Below are 16,639 nucleotides of genomic sequence, written 5' to 3' on the forward strand. Positions count from 1 at the left end.
GGGGTATCGGACGCGTGTTCGACCGGCGTCTTTCGGATGCGCCGCCGGGGGCGTCGGGCGGCCCCGCGCGTCCGCGGCCGCGCGCCGGGGATACGGTCACACCCCAACACCGCCGGATGTGGCCGCGCCCCGCGCAGCGCGGGGCCGCCGTGCGCGGCTGCGGCGGGCCGCGGGGCCCGCCATACTGCTGCGATGGCGACCATCGTGGCGTTCCACGCCCACCCCGATGACGAAGTCCTGCTGACCGGGGGCACACTCGCCCGCGCCTCGGCCGAGGGGCACCGGACCGTGATCGTGGTCGCCACGGACGGCCTCATGGACGAGGCACCCGAGGGGGACACCCCCCGCATGGGCGAACTGCGCGCGAGCGCCGCGGTCCTCGGTGTCGAACGGGTCGTGCACCTCGGCTACGCCTCCAGCGGGCACGGCCCGGTGCTCTACCCGGACCCGCCGGACCGGGCGCGCTTCGTGCGCGCCGGCACCGAGGAGGCGGTCGGGCGGCTCGCCGAGGTGCTCCGCGAGGAGGACGCCGCGGTGCTGCTCGGCTACGACCCCAACGGCGGCTACGGCCACCCCGACCACGTGAAGGTGCACGAGGTCGGCAAGCGCGCCGCGGAGCTCGCCGGGGTCTCACGCGTGCTGGAGGCGACGATGCCGCGCGACGTCGTGGCGCGCCTGGTCCGGCTGATCCGCGCACTGCGGATCCCGTTCCGCTTCGACACTGAGGCGCTGCTCGCCGCTTACAGCCCCGGCTCCGCCATCACGCACCGGATCGCGGTGCGCGGGTACGCCCGGCAGAAGCAGGCCGCGCTCGCCGCGCACCGGTCCGAGGTGACCGGCAGCGGACGGGTCGCGCCGGTCATGCGGGTGCTGGTGCGCCTGCCCGTGCCGCTGTTCGGGCTGCTGCTGGGGCGCGAGTGGTTCGTCGAGGCCGGCGCGACCAGGTCGGGCGCCCCGGCGTCGGACATCGCCGAGCGCGCCTGAGCAGGCCCCTGCCGCGGGCGGGCGCTACTGGGCGCGCCAGTACCCGCAGAAGTAGATCCGGTCCTTGGCGAATCCCCGCTCGTTGACGAGGTGCCGCCGCACCCCTGTGGCGAGTGACGACTCCCCCGCCGCCCACACGTAGGGCACACCGCCGGGCAGGGCCGTGCCGCGCACGAAGTCGACCGCCGGCGCGCCGAACGGGCGGTCGCCCCGGTGCAGCCAGGTGAGGTCGGCCCCCGCGGGGACGTCGATGGGGATCTCGGCCGACCGGTCGGCGACTTCGAGGACGACGATCGCGCGCACCCCGGGGTCGAGCGCCTCGGTCGCCGCGGCGACGGCGGGGAGGGCGGTCTCGTCGCCGACCAGCAGCTGCCAGTCGGTGTCGCCGGGCGGGAGGTAGCGGGCGCCGTCGCTGAGCAGGCCCAACCGGTCGCCGGGCCGGGCGCGCAGCGCCCACCGCGACGCCGGCCCGGCGTCGCCGTGCAGGACGAAGTCGATGTCGAGCTCGCGGCTGGCGTAGTCGATTCCGCGGACCGTGTAGTTGCGCACGACGGGGCGGCGGTGCTCGGGCAGCGCCTTGACCTCCGGCCACCACTGCTCGCCGCGGGGGAGTTCGAGCGGCGCACCGGGCTCCGGGGGCAGGAAGATCCGCACGAGCTGGTCGGGGCCGCGGTAGGCGAAGCGGTCGAGGTCGGGGCTGGTGAGGGTGACGCGGGTCATGTGGGCGTTCAGCGCCCGGTTGGCGACGACCGTGGCACCCATGGCGCGGTCGGCGTCGCGGGACTGCTGGAGAGGTGCTGCGGTGCTCATGTGCTCCAACTCGGGGTCGAACCGGACCGAGGAATACGCCAAGGTTAGGCTAACCATATTATCGAGGGCGGGGTCAACGGCCTGCCGCCGGGTACCGGCCGACGCGACCGCGGCGCCGCGCCCGGCGCCGCTCCCGTACCCGCTCCCCCTCCGACGGAAGGCGGCCATGAGGCCAGCACCGAGACCGACCCGGCGCACGGCACGCGACCTGCTCGCCCTCGCCGCGTGCGGCACCCTGCTCGCCGCCTGCGGGGCGCCCGCGCCGGAGGACCGGTCGGGCGACTGGCGGTTCGGCGACAGCGGTGACGGCGACGTCGCCGTGGAGCTGCCCGAGCGGCCGACCCGCGTGGTGGCCTACTCCGGGGTCGCCGCGGCGCTGTGGGACTACGGCTTCGAGGTGGTCGGCGTGTTCGGCCCGGTGAAGGGGACCGGCGACGACCGCGCACCCCAGATCGGCGACGTCGACACCGAGAAGGTCGAGGTGCTCAGCGAGACCTACGGCGAACTGGGCATCGAGCGCCTCGCCGAGGTCGAACCCGACCTGATCGTCACCCACGCCTACGACGACCTGCTGTGGTACCTGCCCGAGGACAAGACCGCGCAGATCGAGGCGGTGGCGCCCATCGCGGCCATCCAGGTCACCGGCGTCGAGTCGGAGAAGTCCCTGAAGAAGACCGCCGACCTCGCGGTCGCACTCGGTGTCGACGCCGAGAGCCCGAAGATCGTCGCCGCCCGCGACTCCTTCGAGGACGCCCTGGCGGGGCTCGACGACGCCGTCGACGCGAACCCCGACCTGCGCGTCACGGCGGTCTCGGCGAACGAGGCCGACTTCTTCGTCGGCAACGCCGCGGCAAGCGCCGAACTCGGCCTGTTCACCCGCCACGGTGTGCGCTTCCCCGAGACCGACGCTCCGGTGAAGGACTCGTTCGAGCAGCTCAGCTGGGAAGAGGCCGACAAGTACCCGACCGACCTGCTGCTCCAGGACTCCCGCCCCGGCAAGGTGACCCCCGCGGAACTCGCCGACATCGGCACGTGGCGCAAGCTGCCCGCGGTCGAAGCCGACCAGGTCGGCGCATGGGAGGTCGAGACCCCCTACAGCTACGACAGGTACGCGGGGGTCGTCACCCGGCTGGCCGGGGAGATCAACGACGCCGACCGCCTGTAGTCCCGCGCCCGGCCCGAGGACGTGCCGTTCCGGGCCGTGGTCTTCGGGAGCGGGGCACTCTCCCCCGGACGTCTTCGGGCCGGACCGGGGGCGCGTGGCCGGGCCTCGGCCGTACTACGCCGGCGGTCCGGCAGCGGTGTGCGCCAGGATCAGTTCGGCGAGTTCGGCGTGCGCCTCCTCCGGCAGCGTGTGCCCCATCCCCTCGACGATGTGCAGCCGCGCCCCGGCGATCTCCGCTGCGATGCGGGCGCCATGCCCCGGCTTCACCGGCTCGTGCGACCCCTCGACGACCAGGGTCGGCGCGGTCACCGCACCCAGCGCGCCCACCGGCTCGCAACCGGGGGCCGCGCCCGCGGCGCGGCGGTGGTTCCCGAACGCCCACGGGTCGCGGGCTCGGTCGAACAGGCGCTCCTCCACCCGCCGCTGCGCCTCCTCGTCGAAGGGCAGGGCCGTGCCGTGCAGCACCCGCGCCGCCTCGACCTGGAGTTCGACCAGCTCGGCCCGTGTGGCGGGCTGCGGAGCCGCCGCTGCACCGGCGAACAGCTCGGTGAAAGCGGGGAGGGGCGCCGGCAGGCTGCCGGAGGGCTGCTCCTCCCCCATGAGGGCGCGCACGAGCACCTCGCCCTCGCCTCGGCCCAGCGGCGAGGCGGCGATGGCGGTCAGTGTCGCCACCCGCTCGGGGCGCTCCGCCGCGACCCATTGGGCGAGCAGGCCGCCGGCGGAATGTCCGACCAGGTGGGCACGCTCGATACCGAGCGCGTCCAGCAGGCCCAGGACGTCGTCCTTGATGTCCACCCAGGTGTAGGGGGCCGCCGCGAAGTCGCACGCGGTCGACCGCCCGGTGTCGCGGTGATCGTAGCGGATCACCCGGCGGCCGCCCGCGGCGATCCGCCCGACCAGCCCGTCCGGCCACATCGGCCCCGGCGCCATGGACCCCATGATGAGGAGCAGCGGCGGGTGCGCCGGATCGCCGAACTCCTCCGTCCACAGTTCGATGCCCCGCGTCCGGACCAACCGCTCCTGCACCGCCATGTCCGCGTCCTCCCGTGCCGCCGTACCTGCCGTACCTGCTGCGGTGTTCCCGTTCGTCCTCATGGGACGACCTTGGCAGCGGATGCCGGGGCCGCCATCCGTAGGACCACTGGCGTCGGACACCGGTGCGCCCCGCCTCACGCGCCCGCAGCGCCCAGGCGCGCCAGCAGCAGGGACAGTTCGGTACGGGAGGCCACACCGAGCTTGGGATACACCTTGTACAGGTGGTACTCGACGGTGCGCGGGCTGAGGAACAACCGCGCCGCGACATCGCGGTTCGACGCGCCGTCCGCGACCAGCCGGGCGATTCGCAGCTCCTGCGGGCTCAGCGCGTCGAGCGCGGCGGCGCCGTCCGCCGCCGCGGCGCCGCCCGGGTCCGCTGACCCGCCGGCCGCCCGCAGCTCGTTGCGGGCCCGCTGCTCCCACGGTCGCGCGCCGATCCGGCCGAACGCCTCCGCTGCGGAGCGCAGGTGCGTCCGGGCGGCGCCGGTCCGGCGGGCGCGGCGCAGCCGCTCACCGAGCAGCAGCGCCGTACGGGCGCGCTCGTATTCGGCGCCGCTCTCGCCCGCCAGGAGCGCGAGCGCCTCCTCGAAGAGCGGGACGGCAGCGGGGTCGTCGGCGCAGATGGCGCGGCATCGGAGCAGGAGGGCACGCGACCGCGGGGCGGCCGTGCCCGCTGACCAGCGCTGGAGGAACCCGGTCGCCTCGCGGGCCGCGGCGGGGTCACCGGCCGCGGCCGCGGCCTCGACCCGGTCGCCGGCCGCCGTCCACGCGATGACGGGGTGGCCCGTGCCGGGCCCTGCCTCGGCGAGTGCGGCCAGGCGCTCATGGGCGCGCGCGAACCGGCCCGCGCCCAGGTCGAGCAGGCCCAGCGCGTAGGACGCCGCGCCGACCCGCAGGCCGACCCGGTGCGGTATGGCGATGGCGAGCGCTTCGTCGGCGGCCGCGCGGCACTCGTCCTCCCTGCCGCGCAGCGCGGCGACCACCGCGAGGTTCGCCAGGTGCGCCGCCGCTGAGTTGGCGGCCCCGGACTCGCGCGCCAGCGCCAGCCCCTCCGCGGAGATGGCGGCGCTCAGCGCGAACCCGCTGTTCATCCGCTCCCCCGTGGCGGCGTACTCCAGGACCGCCGGCAGTGTGCCGGTCATCCCGGAGACGCGCGCCACCCGGCCGGCCCGTGCGGCGAACCGCGCCGCGCTGTCGAACTCGCCGAGCAGGCTCGCCGCAGCCGCCGCCCACAGCAGCTCCGTCGCGCCGACCGGTGCGGTGCCGGTTCCGCCGGGAGGGTCACCGCTCTCCCGGATCCTGGCGAGCGCCGTCCGCAGCCGCCCGGCGCCGCGGGCGGCCGCGCCGCTGTGCATCTCGCCGACCCCCACCAGGACCGTGCGCAGGAAGCGGGGATCGGCGACCCTGCCGGCCCCCGCCCCTCCGGTGTCCTCGTCCTCGTCCGGGAGTGCCGCCGCGTACCCGCCGATGGCGGCGAACGTGGCCAGGTCGCCCACCTGCGAGGCCGCCTCACCGGCATCGCTGAGCAGGGAGACCAGCAGCGAGGCGCGCCCGGGACGGGGGCCGCCGCCGGTGTCAGCCGGGGCGTCCGCAAGGCGCACCGCGGCATCGAGGAAGACCCGCTGCGCCTCGGCGGCGTCACCCGAGATGAGCTCGAATCGGCCGCCGAGCTGGGCGGCCTCGGCCACCAGGCCCGGCTCCGCCGCGGTCTCGCGCGCCTCGGCGAGCCGGCTCTGGGCGTGTCCGACGCGCCCGCCCAGCCAGGACGCCTCGGCCGCGGCGACGAGCCTGAGCGCGCGTTCGCCGGGGTCGGGGGTCAGGTCGGCCGCGCGACCCAGCGCCTCGCCCGCGTCGGCGTAGCCGCCGCGGGCCCTGGCGCGCGCGGCCGAGGCCGCGAGGGCCCCGGCGGTCGCCTCGTCGGGTGCCACCGCCGCTGCGGCGCGGTGCCGGGCGCTCCGGTCCTCATCCGCCCCGCTCAGCAGGTCGGCGAGGACGCCGTGGACGTGCCGCCGCCGGGCGGGGTCTGCCTGCGCCGCCACGGCCGCGCGGATCAGGGGATGGCGGAACCGCAGCACGCCGTCCGCCACCGACAGGAGTCCGACGGCCTCGGCGGGGGCCAATGCCTCGGGGCCCGAACCGAGCCGCCGGGCGGCGTCGAGGACCACGGCGGAGTCGCCGCGGCCGTCCAGCGCGGCGGCGAGCAGCAGTGTGCGGGTGTCGGCCGGCAGGTCCCGGATCCGGTCGCCGAAGAGCGCGCCGATGGCATCCCCCGCGGGGAGCGGGTCGGGCAGCGGGGCGCGGCCGGCCGCCTGCTCCGCGGTCAGCAACCGCGCGATCTCACCGATGGCGAGCGGGTTGCCGCCGGTCGCGGCGGCGACCCGCGCGGCAACGGGGTCGGCGGGCGGTGCAGCCGCGCGCGCCGCGAAGAGTCCGGCGGACTCCGCCGGCCCCAGCCCGTCCGCGTGGATCTCGGGGACGCCGCGAAGGGTGTGCCGCGCCGCCGGTGTGTCGCGCACCGCGATGAGCAGCCCGGCACCGTCCGCGCCCAAGCGGCGGGCCGCGAACAGCAGGGCATCCGCCGACGCCCGGTCCAGCCACTGGAAGTCGTCGACGAGGCACAGCAGGCCGCTCCCCGCAGCGGCGTCGGCGAGCAGCGAGAGGACGGCGGCCGACACCAGGAAGCGGTCGTCGCTGCCCGACCCGCCGAGCCCCAGCGCGCCGCGGACGGCGTCGCGCTGCACCGGGGGCAGCCCGTCGACGGCCCCCGCGACGGGACGCAGCAGTTGGTGCAGGCCGGCGAACGCCAGACCGGACTCCTGCTCCGCACCCGCCGCGCGCAGGACGGTCATGGGGCCGGCGAGGCCTGCTGCGAGGTCGAGCAGCGCCGTCTTGCCGACACCCGGCTCGCCGCGCACCACGAGGGCACCGCCGGATCCGTCCCGGACACCGTCGAGGAAGCGGCGGATCGCCGCCGCCTCGGGACCGCGCCCCACCAGTCCTGCGTGCTCCACCGCGGTCCTTTCGTCCCTGCCCGTACGGCGCGGGGCGGCGCCCGGAGCAGCCTACCCTTCGGCGGCACGCGCCGACCGGCCGGTTCCCGCATGGCGGAACCCCGGGGCGGGGGCGGCGCTCGCCCGCCGGACGGGGCCCGTGCCGGTCATCGCCGGATCGGTGGCGCTGAGCGGCCGGACCGCCTCCGGTCGCGGACCGCTGACACAGCTCGGCCGCCGGGGTTCGTGCGATCACGAAACCCGGCGGCCGATGGCACTCGCATGCGGCGCCCATGGCGTTTGAGGCGCCGCCCGGCTCAACGCGTTCCCCCCAGTCCGCGGAGCCAGGGCGGGCCTAATGTGGATCTGCCCGATCAGCCGGTGGGAAACCTGCCAGTTCGGTAAAGGATCGGGCAGGAACTGGTATAGCCGCCGCTCGTCGGCCCGCCTGCCCCGCCCGACCGGGCGGGCCGCCCGCGGGAGGCGCCCATGATCGGCGGTGCTGCCGCCGCTGCGCCGAGAACACATTCCGTGTGCGATCCCGTGTGCGGCTGCCGCACGGGTCCGGGTGATCGTCCGCACACCGGGTTGACCCTCACACCAATGTGAGGGCATACCGTCGGCTCCGACCGAGCGGGGCCAGTAGAACGGATCGCCATGGAACTCCACGTCGTCCTCCCGGACGAGTCGCCTGCGATGGACCCGGGGACGCTGATCGGCCTCGGCACCGCTGCCGAACGGCTGGGATACGCCGCCGCGTGGCTGCCCGACCACCTCCTGCCGCCCGTCGAGTACAACGACTCCTACGGCGGGGTGTACGAACCGCTCGTCACCCTGTCCTACCTGGCCGCGGCGACCAGCACGCTGCGCCTCGGCACCTCCGTCCTCGTGCTGCCGATGCGCAGCCCGTTCGTCGTGGCGAAGCAGGCCGCAACACTCGACCGCCTCAGCGGCGGGCGGTTCACGCTCGGTGTCGGTGTCGGGTGGGACCGCACGGAGTTCGCGTCCGTCGGGTCCGACTTCGCCACGCGCGGCGCCCGCACCGACGAGGCGATCACGCTGCTGCGGCACCTGTTCCGCGGCGGCGGCCCGTTCACCGGCCGGTACTACGGCCACGACGCCGGGGCCTTCGCCCCGATCCCCGCGTCCGGCGTCCCGATCATGGTCGGCGGGATGTCCGACCGCGCGCTGCGGCGGGCCGCGGAGCACGCCGACGAGTGGCAGGGTGTCGGCCTCGCCCCCGCGGAGTTCGCCCGGCACGTCGGCCGGCTCCGCGAGCTCACCGACCGCCCCCTTCGGGTGGGCGCCCGGATCGCGTGGCGGGGCGGTGCGGCGGAACTCGCGGAGCGTGTTGCCGAGGTGCACGCGTTCGCCGAGGCGGGCGCCGACTCCGTGGCGGTCTGGTTCGGCCCCGAGGCGGGCGCCCACGACCGGATGGCCGAGTTCGCCGAGGCGAGCCGGTACGCGGGCGCCGAACGCGGGCCTACCGGCTGACGCCACTGGGGCCCGCCCGCGGGCGGGCCCCAGCAGCCCATCACCTGCCGCCCGTCAATCGCCGCCCGTCAACTCCTGCCCGTCGGGTGCCTCGGCGACGACGCGGACGAGTTCGCGCTCCTGCCACTCCGCCAGGTGCAGGCCGAAGATCGACCGGAGGACGTGCGGCAGCTCCTCGGGGTCGATCTCGCGCTCCCGCTGCTCGCTGTCGGCCGGGGTCGTGATCAGCGTGCGGCCGGCGAGGCCGTAGCGGACGTCGGGCCCGTTGCGCTGGGCCACGACCATCCTGGTGAACGGCGACCTGGGGTGGGTCGAGGCGATGTAGTTGTGGTCGGCGAAGTCGGCGCGGTAGTAGCGCTCAAGGGTGAACTTGTACAGGGTGAACCACCCGCCCGGCTCGCGCACGCTCAGCATCCACCAGCCGCCGGGCGACCGGTCGACGCGGTACGTCCACCCGCCCTGGCGCGACTCGGCGCCGTCGGCGAGCGGCACCGGCTCCAACGGGCCTTTGCCGCCCACGCCCACGTCGACGATCCAGTCGGCCCCGTCGATCTCGATCCGCAGGATCGTGTGGCCGACCGGCCGCAGCGCCTCCGGCTCCGCGCCGAACAGCATCCGGGCGCTCAACCCGGTCACGCGGAACCCGATCCGGTCGAGCACGGTGCCGAAGAGGGTGTTGTGCTCGTGGCAGTAGCCGCCGCGGCGGTCGCGGACGAGCTTGGCCTGGAGGCTGCCGATGTCGATCCCGATCGCGCCGCCGAGCATGATGTCCAGGTTCTCGAACGGGACCGCCGCGGCGTGGGCCCGGTTCAGGCCCCGCAGCGTCTCCAGGTCCGGGGTCAGCGGCCCGTTGTAGCCGATGCGCGCCAGGTAGGCGCTTAGGTCGAGGTGTTCGGACTCCCATCGGTAGTCGGCGCCGTGCGCCGGGTCTGCTCCGGGGTCGGTGGTCGTGGCGGTCATAGTGGTCGTGGCGGTCATAGTGGTCGTGGCGGTCATGCTGGCTCCTACGGGTGTGGGTCGGCCGGGTGGGGCCGGAACCGGGTGCGGTCCGATGTGCGGCGAGGGGCGCCTTCGCGGCGCGCGGGCTCAGCCGGTGGGGGCGGCGCGCATGGCCGCCATCGCCGCGGCGGCCCGCGCGAGCCGGCCGCCCTGGGTTCGGGCGGCCTCCAGCACCGCCTTGGCGTACTCGGCGTCCGCCGCGGCCAGTCCCTCGGTCTGGCTGACCCCGTAGGGGTTGCCGCCTGCGGCGCTACTGATCTCGTAGTCGACGTATCCGGTGGGCACCACGACGCACCCCCAGTGGTACATCGTGTTGTACAGCGAGAGCAGGGTGGATTCCTGGCCGCCGTGGACCTCGTAGCTGCCCGTGAACGCGGTGACGGCCTTCTCCGCCATCTCCCCCGCCTCCCACAGCGCCGACGTCGTGTCCAGGAACTGCCGGAGCTGCGAGGCCATGTTGCCGAACCGGGACGGCGTCCCGAACGCGTACCCGTTAGCCCAGGTGAGGTCCTCATGGGCGACCGCGGGAATGTGCGCGGTGGCGTCGAGATGGGCGCGCCACGCCGGATTCGCGTCCACAGCGGCGTCCGGCGCGAGCTCGGCCGCCCGGCGCAACCGCACCTCCGCCCCCATGTCCGCGACACCATCGGCGAACGCCTCGGCGAGCCGGTGGATGTTGCCGGTGGAGGAGTAGTAGATGACCGCGATCCTGGTGTCTTCGATGGCCATGGTGTCGCTTCCCTTTCGCTGTCGTGGTCCGGTTCCACCGTGTCCCGCGGCGCTTACCGCCCACTGACCGCCGGCTTACGGTCGGCCGACCCGGCCGCGGTCGGCTAGCGTTGGCGGCATGCGATTCGGGGTGCTCGGACCACTCGCCGTCTGGGGTCCTGACGAAGCGCCGGTCCGGGTACCGGGCGCCAAGGTGCGCGCCCTCCTCGCCGACCTCCTGCTGCACGAGGGGCGGCCGGTCCCCGCCGACCGGCTCATCGACGACCTCTGGGGCGACGACCTCCCCGGCAACCCCGCGGGCGCGCTCCAGGCGAAGGTCTCGCAGCTCCGGCGGGTCCTCGACGGCATCGAGCCGGGCGGCCGCGCCCTGGTCGAGTCGCGGCCGGCGGGCTATGCGCTGCGCGTCGCGGCCGAGGCGGTCGACACCGGGCGGTTCGCCGCGCTCACCGCCGCGGCGGGCGGCGCCGAACCCGCGGAGCGCGCGGCACTCCTGGCCGAGGCGCTGGCGCTCTTCCGCGGGCCCGTGTGCGCCGAGTTCGCCGACGAGGAGTTCGCGCGGGCCGCCGTCACCCGGTGGGAGGAGCAGCGCATCACGGCGGTGGAGGACCTCGCCGAGGCGCGGCTCGAACTCGGTGCGCACCGGCTCCTCACCGGCGAACTCGGCGCGCTCATCGAGCGGTACCCGCTGCGGGAACGGCTGCGCGCCGCCCAGATCCGCGCCCTCTACCAGTCCGGGCGGCAGAGCGAGGCGCTGGCGGAGTTCGACCGGCTGCGCGGCCACCTGCGCGCCGAACTGGGCGTCGACCCCGGCCCCGAGCTAATGCGGCTCCACCAGGCGGTCCTGGAGCAGGACCCCGGACTCCAGGCTGCGCCCGCTCCCGCCGCCCGCCCCCGGACCAACCTCCCGGCACCGCTGCTCGCCGAGCCGCACGGCGGCCTGGTCGGCCGCGAAGGCGCCATGGCCGATGTGCGCGCGCGGCTCGCCGCCGGGCGGCTGGTCACCCTGTCCGGGCCGGGCGGCGTGGGCAAGACCCGCCTCGCCGTCGAGACCGCGGCCCAGGCCGCGGACGACTTCCCGGACGGTGTGTGGCTCGTCGAGCTGGCGTCGCGGCGCCATGGCGCCACCACGGTCGAGACCCTCGCCGGGGCGGTGTCGGCGGTGCTGGGGATCCGCGAGGACGCGGGGCTCGGCGTCCCGCACGGCGGCGAGTACATCGGGCCGGTCGACCGGCTGACCGGTGCGCTGCGCGCCAAGAGCCTCCTGCTGGTCCTGGACAACTGCGAGCACGTGGTCGAGGCCGCGGCCGCGCTCGCCGGGTCGCTGCTCGGCTCGGCGCCCGAGGTGCGCGTCCTCGCCACCAGCCAGGAGCCGCTGGGGCTGCCCGGCGAACTCGTCCACCCGGTGCAGCCCCTGGACCTGCCCGATCCCGCCGCCGGTCCCGAGGCGCTCGCGCGGACGCCCGCCGTCCGGCTGTTCACGGCGCGCGCGGCGGCGGCCGCCCCCGGGTTCGCCCTCGACCCGGGAAACGCGCACGCCGTCGCGGCGATCTGCCGCCGGCTCGACGGGATCCCGCTCGCGCTGGAGCTCGCCGCGACCCGGGTACGGGCCATCGGAGTCCACGACCTCGCGGCCCGGCTCGACGACCGGTTCCAGCTGCTCACCGCCGGAAACCGCAACGCTCCGGCCCGCCAGCAGACGCTGCGGGCCATGATGGACTGGAGCTGGGAACTCCTGCCGCCCGAGGAACAGGCGGTCCTGCGCCGACTCGCGGTCCACGCCGACGGCTGCACGCTCGCCGCGGCCGAGGAGGTCTGCGCCGGCGGCGAAGTCCCCGCCGCCGACGTCCTCGACCTGCTCGCGCGGCTGATCGACCGCTCACTCGTCATCGCCGTCGACACCGCCGAGCCCCCGCCGGCCGAGGACGGCGGGCGATCGGGAGAGAATTCCGCGGCGCCTCGCGCCCCCATTGAGGGTGGTGGCGGGCGACGGGAGGGCGGCGGGCGACGGGAAGAAGATGCCGTAGCGCCTCGCGCCTCCGTTGCGGGTGGACGGGTGGGAAAGCGCTACCGGCTCCTCGAATCCGTCGCCGCGTACTGCCTGGGCCGCTTGGACGAAGCCGGGGAGGCCGACGCGGTGCAGGCCCGGCACGCGGAGTTCTACGCGCGGCTGGCCGAGCGTGCGGAGCCGCTGCTTCGCGGCCACGGGCAGCGCGAATGGTTGGAGCGGTTGGACGCGGAGGAGGGGAACCTGCGCGCGGCGATCGACTCTGCGGTGCGGCGCCGATCCGTGCCGCTCGCGCTGCGGCTGGTGAACGCCCTCGCGTGGTACTGGCTGCTGCGCGGGCGCCTTGGCGAGGCCCGCAGGTCGCTGTGCGCGGCGCTGGGCCGGGACGGCGATGCGCCCGATTCCGCGCGCGCCGCGGCGATGTCGTGGTCGGCGGGTATCGCGTTCATGACCTACGAGTCCGATCCCGTCCCGCAGGCCCAGGCGGCGCTGGAGTGCTACGACGGGCTCGACGACCCGGACGGCCGGGCGCGGGCGCTGTGGCTGCTGGCGTTCTGCCGCTCGGGTTCCGGGGACCTCTCGGGCACGGTGCGGCTGGTGGACGAGGCGCTCGCGGTGTTCAGGGCGCGTTCGGACCGGTGGGGGATCGCGGCGGCGCTGAGCACCCGGGCCGATCTCGCGCTCGTTCAGGGCGACCTCGCGACCGCGGGCCGTGACAGCGAGGCGGGCGAGTCGCTGTTCCAGGCGCTGGGCGACCGTTGGGGCCAGGTGTACGCGGCGAAGCCGCGCGCCACGCTGGCGGAGATCACCGGCGACCACGCGTTGGCAGCGGAGCTGCACCGGCGGTCGCTCACCATGGCCGAGGAGCTGCGCTTGTGGCCCTCGGTCTCCGAACAGCTGGCCAAGCTGGGGCGGCTGGCCCTGCTCGCCGGGGACTTCGAGAGCGCCGACGACCTCCACGAGCAGGCGCGGCGGCTCGCGGCGGAGCAGGCGGACGGTTCAGGTACGGCGTTCGCCGAGACCGGCCTCGCGCTGAGCGCCCGGCGGCAGGGGCGGTTCGACGCCGCCGAGGAGTATCTTCAGCGGCTCCTCGACTGGAACCGCCGCACGGCGTACCAGCCAGGGGTCGCCCTGACACTGACCGAACTGGGATTCGTCGCCGAACTGCGCGGCGACGCCGCTGCCGCCGAGGGGTGGCACGCCGCGGGGCTCGCAGTGGCCGAGGAGAGCGGCGACCCGCGGGCGGTCGCGCTCAGCTTGGAGGGGGCGGCCGGGGTGGCCGCTCTGACGGGTGCGTACGAGCGGGCCGCGCGTCTGCTGGGCGCCGCCGCGGCCGCACGCGAGTCGGTGGGCGCGCCGCTGCCCGTCGAGGAGCGCGGCGACGTCGACCGCGTCTCGGCGGCGGTCAACGAGGTGCTCGGCGACACCGGGTTCGCGGCCGCCTTCGAGCACGGCCGCGCGATGGGACCTGAGGAGCGGACGCGGGCCGGCACGGGTCCATGACCGCACGAGTGTGACGGCGTTTCACGACCCTGGTGCCCTCTGGTGAGGGGGGAGAGCTGCCGCCGCGCGAAGCAAGCGCAGACGTCCGGAGGCGAGGGCGTCCCTTACCCCAGGAGACGGCGCCCAGGTCCGCTGGGGAAAGGGCGCTCTTGGCCTGTACCCCGGCGCGGAGCTGAGGCCGCAAACCCGGTCTGCACCGGGCCGAAACCCGCCCCCCGATGTCAACGCATCGCGGCGGGCGTCGCTCACAGCAGGGGGTCGGACGACGGCAGGTGCTGCTCGAACCAGACGACCTTGCCGCTGGGGGTGCCGCTGCTGCCCCACCGTTCGGCGAGCCTGCTGACCAGTTGCAGGCCGCGCCCGCCCTCGTCGGTGTCGGCGGCGTGGCGCAGGACGGGACGGCGGTGGTCGTCGTCGGTGACCTCGCAGAGCAGCGCGTCGGTGCGCAGCATCCGGAACTGGATCGGCTTGGTGGCGTGCCGGACGGCGTTGGTGACGAGTTCGGTCGCGAGGAGTTCGGTGATGTCGCTGACCTCGGACAGGTCCCACGCTTCGAGCGTGGAGCGGACGATGCGGCGGACGCGGGCCGGTGTGGTCTCGCGGGGCTGGAGGAACCAGCTCGCGACGTTGCCCTGCGGGACCCCGCGCATGCGCGCCGACAGGAGGGCGATGTCGTCCTCGCGCTCGCGGCCGTCGAGTGTGGCGAGCAGGTCGTCGCAGATCACGTCGAGCGAGCGGTTCGGCCCGCTGAGGGCGTCGCGGAGCGCGGAGAGGCCCTTGCCGAGTTCCTCGCCGCGCACCTCCACGAGTCCGTCGGTGCACAGGACCAGGACGTCGCCGTCCGCCACGGCGATGTCGGCCGACTCGAACGCGACCCCGCCGACGCCGATGGGCGCCCCTGTGGGCGGTTCGAGGATCTCGGCCCGGCCGTCGCGGCGCAGCAGCAGCGGCGGGATGTGCCCGGCGTTGGCGATCGTGCAGCGCCGCGACACGGGGTCGTAGACGGCGTAGATGCACGTGGCGAGGTGGTTGGCGCCGAGCTGCTGGGCGAGGTCGTCGAGGTGCCGCAGCACCTGTTCGGGCGGCAGGTCGAGCGCCGCGAGCGTGCTCACGGCCGTACGGAACTGGCCCATGACGGCGGCCGAGCGCAGCCCGTGCCCCATGACGTCGCCCACGACCAGGGCGACCCGGCCGCCGGGCAGCCGGATGGCGTCGAACCAGTCGCCGCCGACCTTGGTCTGGCTGGCGCTCAGGTAGCGGTCGGCGAGCTCCACACTGCCCAGGCGGCGCGGCAGCGTGGGCAGCATGCTGCGCTGGAGCGCGTCGGCGACGGTGGCCTCGGTGCGGTACAGGTGGGCGTTGTCGACCCCGAGCCCGGCCTGCGCGGCGAGCTGGCGCACGATCAGGGTGTCGACCTCGTCGAACGCCGGGCGGTCGCCGCCGCGCAGCAGGATGGCGGCGCCCAGGATCCGGCCCCGGACGTACAGCGGCACGGCGAGCAGGGACCGTTCGTCGAGCAGGGCCGCCGTCGCGGGGTCGGTGTCGAGGTGGGTCCGCAGCACCTGCGCGGTCTCGCTGTCGATCCGCGGGATGAGCACCGGCTTCGCCTCGGTCATGACCCGCCGCAGGGGGCTGGTCTCGCGCGGCGAGTGCACGCCGCCCTCGGGGGCGATGCCGAGCCAGCTTCCCTCGTCCTCGGTGTGCAGCACGGCCACCCGGCGGAGCAGCACGTCGGGCGCAGGCGCCCCGATGGGGATGTCGCGTTCGAGCTGGTGCTGGTCGAGCAGCGCCTCGATGAGGTGGACGGTGACGACGTCGGCGAGTTCGGGAACCAGGACCGCGGCGAGTTCGCGGACGGTGTGCTCCATGTCGAGCGTCGTCCCGATGAGCCGGGTGGCGTCGTTCAGGAAGTGCAGGCGGTCGCGCAGCACGGCACGCTGCGCGTCGCGGGTGGGCAGCACGTTGGCGCCGCCGGGCGGGGTGACGGGATCGCCACCGGCCGTCCGCTCCGCGGCGGTATCGTGCGGCGGGCGCTGCGCGCCCGTCTGCTGGTCCATCAGCGCGTCCCCCTGCACTGGGTCGGTTCGGCGGCTCGGGCCGCGCTCCGGCTTCATGCCTTCGTGTGGGAAGGGCGGGTCAGTCGACGCGCCGACAGGTGACGAACAACTGCACCTCCGGGTATGCCTGGGTGGAATTGGGTGCGTAGACAACGGCGTTCTCGACCTCGATGCTGAATCCGGCACTGGTCAGTAAGGTGCGCAATTCGTCGCGCAGATAGCCGGTGACGTGAATGTCGTTGCCGAGGAACGGAATCGGGGTGTCGTCGACGTCGGCCTCGACCATCGATACGCAGAACATCCCTCCTGGCACCAGCGCCCTGCGGATGCGGGCGAGCGTCTCCGGAATGCGGTCGCGCGGCAGCATGAGCACCGAGAAGAACGCGACGACAGCATCGTACTGCCCCGTATCGGGGTCGAGGTCGACCATATCGGCCTCGACCAGCTCGGCTTTCGGCGCGTTGCTCCGTGCGAGTTCGAGCATGACCGGGGAGATGTCGGTTCCGGTGACCCGGAGGCCCGCCTCGGTCAGGCGGCGCATGGTCGGCACGCCGGTGCCGCAGCCGATGTCGAGCACGCTGCTCCCCGGCGGCAGCCCGCAGATCAGCGGCTCGACGGCGGCGAGCTGGCCCTCCTTGGCGGGGAACGCCTCGTCGTAGCGTTCGCCGATGTCGTCGAACGCCGCCGCCTGCGCGGCTTGGCGGTCGACCCAGGAGCGCACGTCGGAGTCGGGCTTGTCGCCGTCGTCGTCGTTGCCCAGCATCGTCAGGTGCTCCAGTCCATGCGGGACGTCGCGCTCGTGGGCGCGGGCGAGGCGGGGACGCGGCGGGTCGGGGCCCGGCTCGACCACGCCCGCTGCGGCGCACTC

Annotated in this window: 11 protein-coding genes; 4 read left to right on the top strand and 7 right to left on the bottom strand. The window is 75.1% G+C overall.

Going from position 1 to position 16,639, the window contains the following annotated elements; all coding sequences use genetic code 11:
- The first annotated feature begins 192 nt into the window (after positions 1–192).
- A complete protein-coding gene (locus CLV63_RS01940) occupies positions 193–984 on the top strand; it encodes a PIG-L deacetylase family protein (protein ID WP_106581080.1) in 792 nt (263 codons plus the stop codon).
- Positions 985–1,008: 24 nt separating this feature from the next.
- On the opposite strand, the gene CLV63_RS01945 is transcribed toward CLV63_RS01940, so the two are convergent.
- Positions 1,009–1,836, bottom strand: a complete 828-nt coding sequence (locus tag CLV63_RS01945; protein ID WP_170134119.1) for a siderophore-interacting protein — start codon at positions 1,834–1,836, stop codon at positions 1,009–1,011.
- A gap of 124 nt (positions 1,837–1,960) precedes the next feature.
- On the opposite strand from CLV63_RS01945, the gene CLV63_RS01950 reads away from it, so the two are divergent.
- On the top strand, positions 1,961–2,959 hold the full coding sequence (locus CLV63_RS01950) for an ABC transporter substrate-binding protein (RefSeq protein WP_170134120.1): 999 nt from the start codon (positions 1,961–1,963) through the stop codon (positions 2,957–2,959).
- Positions 2,960–3,073: 114 nt separating this feature from the next.
- On the opposite strand, the gene CLV63_RS01955 is transcribed toward CLV63_RS01950, so the two are convergent.
- Both CLV63_RS01955 and CLV63_RS01960 read right to left on the bottom strand, forming a co-directional pair.
- On the bottom strand, positions 3,074–4,054 hold the full coding sequence (locus tag CLV63_RS01955; protein WP_245928521.1) for an alpha/beta fold hydrolase: 981 nt from the start codon (positions 4,052–4,054) through the stop codon (positions 3,074–3,076).
- 74 nt (positions 4,055–4,128) lie between these two features.
- Positions 4,129–7,005 carry a helix-turn-helix transcriptional regulator gene (locus CLV63_RS01960; RefSeq protein WP_245928522.1) on the bottom strand — a complete coding sequence of 959 codons (2,877 nt, stop codon included), beginning with the start codon at positions 7,003–7,005 and terminating at the stop codon, positions 4,129–4,131.
- Between the two features lie 636 nt (positions 7,006–7,641).
- Here CLV63_RS01960 and CLV63_RS01965 point away from each other — a divergent pair.
- Complete coding sequence (locus tag CLV63_RS01965; RefSeq protein ID WP_106581083.1) at positions 7,642–8,478, top strand: TIGR03619 family F420-dependent LLM class oxidoreductase; 837 nt, start codon at positions 7,642–7,644, stop codon at positions 8,476–8,478.
- Positions 8,479–8,532: 54 nt separating this feature from the next.
- Here the strand turns inward: CLV63_RS01965 and CLV63_RS01970 are convergent, their stop codons facing one another.
- Both CLV63_RS01970 and wrbA read right to left on the bottom strand, forming a co-directional pair.
- Positions 8,533–9,474 (bottom strand): arylamine N-acetyltransferase family protein, encoded by a 942-nt coding sequence (locus CLV63_RS01970; protein ID WP_211301095.1) that lies wholly within the window; start codon positions 9,472–9,474, stop codon positions 8,533–8,535.
- A 90-nt stretch (positions 9,475–9,564) separates the two neighbouring features.
- The gene (gene wrbA, locus CLV63_RS01975; RefSeq protein ID WP_106581085.1) at positions 9,565–10,206 is read right to left on the bottom strand and encodes an NAD(P)H:quinone oxidoreductase; all 642 of its coding nucleotides are present in this window, start codon (positions 10,204–10,206) and stop codon (positions 9,565–9,567) included.
- 118 nt (positions 10,207–10,324) lie between these two features.
- Here wrbA and CLV63_RS01980 point away from each other — a divergent pair, with 118 nt between their 5' ends.
- A complete protein-coding gene (locus CLV63_RS01980) occupies positions 10,325–13,714 on the top strand; it encodes an AfsR/SARP family transcriptional regulator (protein WP_106581086.1) in 3,390 nt (1,129 codons plus the stop codon).
- 245 nt (positions 13,715–13,959) lie between these two features.
- Here CLV63_RS01980 and CLV63_RS01985 read toward each other — a convergent pair whose 3' ends face one another.
- Both CLV63_RS01985 and CLV63_RS01990 read right to left on the bottom strand, forming a co-directional pair.
- Positions 13,960–15,771 carry a SpoIIE family protein phosphatase gene (locus CLV63_RS01985; RefSeq protein ID WP_170134121.1) on the bottom strand — a complete coding sequence of 604 codons (1,812 nt, stop codon included), beginning with the start codon at positions 15,769–15,771 and terminating at the stop codon, positions 13,960–13,962.
- Positions 15,772–15,850: 79 nt separating this feature from the next.
- Entirely contained in the window at positions 15,851–16,534 is a 684-nt protein-coding gene (locus CLV63_RS01990; protein WP_106581258.1) for a class I SAM-dependent DNA methyltransferase, read from the bottom strand.
- Positions 16,535–16,639: the final 105 nt, after the last annotated feature.

It is taken from the genome of Murinocardiopsis flavida (assembly GCF_003014485.1).
GTDB lineage: Bacteria > Actinomycetota > Actinomycetes > Streptosporangiales > Streptosporangiaceae > Murinocardiopsis > Murinocardiopsis flavida.

Coding starts and splice junctions, on each gene's coding strand:
- CLV63_RS01940 (WP_106581080.1), top strand. CDS start 193: ATGGCGACCATCGTGGCGTTCCACGCCCACCCCGATGACGAAGTCCTG.
- CLV63_RS01950 (WP_170134120.1), top strand. CDS start 1,961: ATGAGGCCAGCACCGAGACCGACCCGGCGCACGGCACGCGACCTGCTC.
- CLV63_RS01955 (WP_245928521.1), bottom strand. CDS start 4,054: ATGAGGACGAACGGGAACACCGCAGCAGGTACGGCAGGTACGGCGGCA.
- CLV63_RS01965 (WP_106581083.1), top strand. CDS start 7,642: ATGGAACTCCACGTCGTCCTCCCGGACGAGTCGCCTGCGATGGACCCG.
- CLV63_RS01970 (WP_211301095.1), bottom strand. CDS start 9,474: ATGACCGCCACGACCACTATGACCGCCACGACCACTATGACCGCCACG.
- wrbA (WP_106581085.1), bottom strand. CDS start 10,206: ATGGCCATCGAAGACACCAGGATCGCGGTCATCTACTACTCCTCCACC.
- CLV63_RS01980 (WP_106581086.1), top strand. CDS start 10,325: ATGCGATTCGGGGTGCTCGGACCACTCGCCGTCTGGGGTCCTGACGAA.
- CLV63_RS01985 (WP_170134121.1), bottom strand. CDS start 15,771: ATGGACCAGCAGACGGGCGCGCAGCGCCCGCCGCACGATACCGCCGCG.
- CLV63_RS01990 (WP_106581258.1), bottom strand. CDS start 16,534: ATGCTGGGCAACGACGACGACGGCGACAAGCCCGACTCCGACGTGCGC.